The sequence below is a fragment of the Rhodococcus sp. P4_F3_2 genome (assembly GCF_056401335.1).
Map to the genome: position 1 here is coordinate 1 of NZ_JBFUJN010000239.1, position 416 is coordinate 416.

The window sequence follows — 416 nt, forward strand, 5'->3', positions numbered from 1 at the left end:
GTTTTTCACAAGACGATTTGCTACTTCTGAAAGCCGCACAATCTCTAAAACTTCTTCAATTCTTTGCTGCGGTACTTGTAATATACGAGCAAGTGAAGCTAGGTTCTCGTATCCTGTTTTTCACAAGACGATTTGCTACTTCTGAAAGCCGCACAATCTCTAAAACTTCTTCAATTCTTTGCTGCGGTACTTGTAATATACGAGCAAGTGAAGCTAGGTTCTCGTATCCTGTTAGATGTCCATAGTAAGATGGAGACTCAACTAAAGATCCTACATGTTTTAAAATATCTATTCTTCTTGTTGGGAAAGGAAGATCAAATACATGAATGTTACCACTAGTAGGAGTTGCTAATCCCAATAACATTCGTATAGTAGTGGTTTTCCCTGCCCCGTTAGGGCCTAAAAAACCATATATA

The 416-nt window shown here is 38.2% G+C and carries 1 protein-coding gene; it reads right to left on the reverse strand.

What is annotated here, in order from left to right; all coding sequences use genetic code 11:
• Window positions 1–55: 55 nt before the first annotated feature.
• Window positions 56–416, reverse strand: a 361-nt coding sequence (locus AC1DWA_RS33565; RefSeq protein ID WP_477917842.1) for an ATP-binding cassette domain-containing protein, incomplete at its 5' end; no start/stop codon positions are given.